The sequence below is a fragment of the Endozoicomonas sp. SESOKO1 genome, assembly GCF_024606265.1.
Taxonomy (GTDB): Bacteria; Pseudomonadota; Gammaproteobacteria; order Pseudomonadales; family Endozoicomonadaceae; genus Endozoicomonas.
Window position 1 is genome coordinate 1 of sequence record NZ_JAHHPP010000097.1, and the last position, 2177, is coordinate 2177.

Sequence of the window (2177 nt, forward strand, 5' to 3'; positions counted from 1 at the left end):
GACCAATTTGCTGCCACCGCAGTAGGGCAGTCTATTCTCGGACAGGCTCCTAGTGACCTGGATGCACTGCCACTGGCCGACGGCATAGGTGCCCTGCAGATCGGTGAATGTATTTTCTAATTTTTCGCTGCCCAGCTGCAGATTCTTTAACCGGTATGGAACAGTGGCGGTGTTATGACAACTTTGCCCGCTGGCTCTCAAGGTTTTTGATGTGATTGTATGTTTGCCAGTTTTCAGTGATGCCATAAGAACAGTTTTTGCAGATCGTCACACATCCGGCTTTTAAAGGACCATAATGGCAAGGTTTAATATAGTCAGGCTCAAACTTCATATACTGATCCAATCCAAGATTCAGCACACCCTGAACTAACTCGATTTCTTTTCTGGTCCAGCCATCACGAAGGGGTAAGCACTCCTTTATGAAAAAATCTTCAAATTCATCATCCTCCCAGGCTGCTGTATAGTTAATTGAGCAACTTCTATTCTCTTCATACATCGTCATTGCACAGTGGAATCTTGCCAGGGCCTGATACTCTTCGGGAGCAAACAGCGTTTTACCAGACCAGTCTTTGTTAAGGAATTCTGTTAACTCTGGAGGAAACTTTGAAAATATGTAATCAGCCAGCCACCTTGACGTAAGCCCCTCGGAAGGCAAATCCTGACGACTGATTGCCAGATCTTCCAGATCTATCAAAGCCAATTCCTCACGTAATTGCAAAGCTAACCTTTCTTTAAGTTTTTCGAGTCTTACCTCCAAATCAAAACGGGGAAAATTGCCATCAAAGTCATGATAAGGGTAAACGAGCACTATATCATTTTCCTGAAACCTGGCCGGTGATTTGACAGACTCTGTTTTTGCGCCGCCAGACTTTAGAGCAGTAATTTGGTGTTCATCCAGCGAGTGCCCGGGACGCTCCCCGGAATCAGGAAACTGGCTTGAACAAGGGGCTGATATCTGAACGCTGGCATTGAATGGAGCTGCGAAAACAACCTCACTACCCTCTGGTTTAGACGGTGGTAAAGGCAGTGAATACGCATTGGAACCTGCTATTGGGGTCATAGCCATCCGTATCCTTAATTAGATTTGGGGACACCACTTTCAGGCTGGCTGTATCAATGAATAGCATCATTGGTTTTTGCAAGATAACGCTTTGAGTCAAAAAAGGGATGAATTATTACCGGCCTGATCGTTAGAACCCTTGGCTAACAGATAGTTCCTGCCTGACGAAACTTTTTTCTGATGATCAACCCGGGGCATTCATAATCAAAGAACTGACCCCGATTTCCAGCTATCAATTACCAGAGCCAAGTCCCGGATCTGGAAAAAGTGGAATCAGCAGTCTTTCGCACTCTGCATGGCCATTTTTGCGTGCGGCGCCCCGGGCCGTCCAGCCATCGTTAGTTTTTAAACTGATGTCAATGCCGGGAGCTTTAAGTAACGCTTTGATGCTCTCTGCCTGGCCAAACCGGGCAGCGCAGTGCAGGGGCGTGATACCCTCGGGTGTTTTCACATTGACGTCAATGCCTTTGGCGTTCAATAACAGCGCGATGCACTCAATGTCGTCATTTATGGCGGCCCAGTGCAGGGGCGCAAATTCCCCAGGCAGTGCCATATTGACGTCAATGCCTTTGGCGTTCAAAAGCACCATGACGCAGTCTGTATAGCCAGATTGGACAGCGAAGATCAGGGGCGTGAAGCCTATGTCAGACGTCACATTGACGTCAATGCGGTCGTCGGTCAATAACGCCGAGATGCACTCTGCATGACCTTCCATGGCAGCGCAGTGCAGGGGCGTGATACCCTCGCCTGTTTTCACATTGACGTCAATGTTGTCGGCGGTCAGTAATAACTTGATGCACTCTGCGAGGTCTCCTGCAACAGCGCAGTACAGGGGGGTATAGCCATCGGCACACTTAATATTGACGTCAATGCCGCAGGCGGACAGAAATTCCCTGATGCACTCTGCGTGGCCATCTGCGACAGCACAGTGCAGGGGCGTTAAGCCATCGTCATTCTGCACATTGACGTCAATGCCATCGGCGGTCAATAAGGCCCTGACACACACTACGTGGCCTGCTAGGGCAGCACAGTGCAGGAGCGTCACGTTATCGTCATGTTTCACATTGACGTCAATGCCTGTGGTGTTCAACAACTCCGTGACGCACTCTGCGCGGCC

General features: G+C 49.0%; 2 protein-coding genes. Both read right to left on the bottom strand.

The window, feature by feature from the left end:
* Positions 1–172 precede the first annotated feature (172 nt).
* Positions 173–808 carry a hypothetical protein gene (locus KDK13_RS05270; RefSeq protein WP_257283899.1) on the bottom strand — a complete coding sequence of 212 codons (636 nt, stop codon included), beginning with the start codon at positions 806–808 and terminating at the stop codon, positions 173–175.
* A gap of 484 nt (positions 809–1292) precedes the next feature.
* Positions 1293–2177 (bottom strand): ankyrin repeat domain-containing protein (locus KDK13_RS05275; protein ID WP_257283900.1); only part of this gene is annotated, 885 nt, incomplete at its 5' end.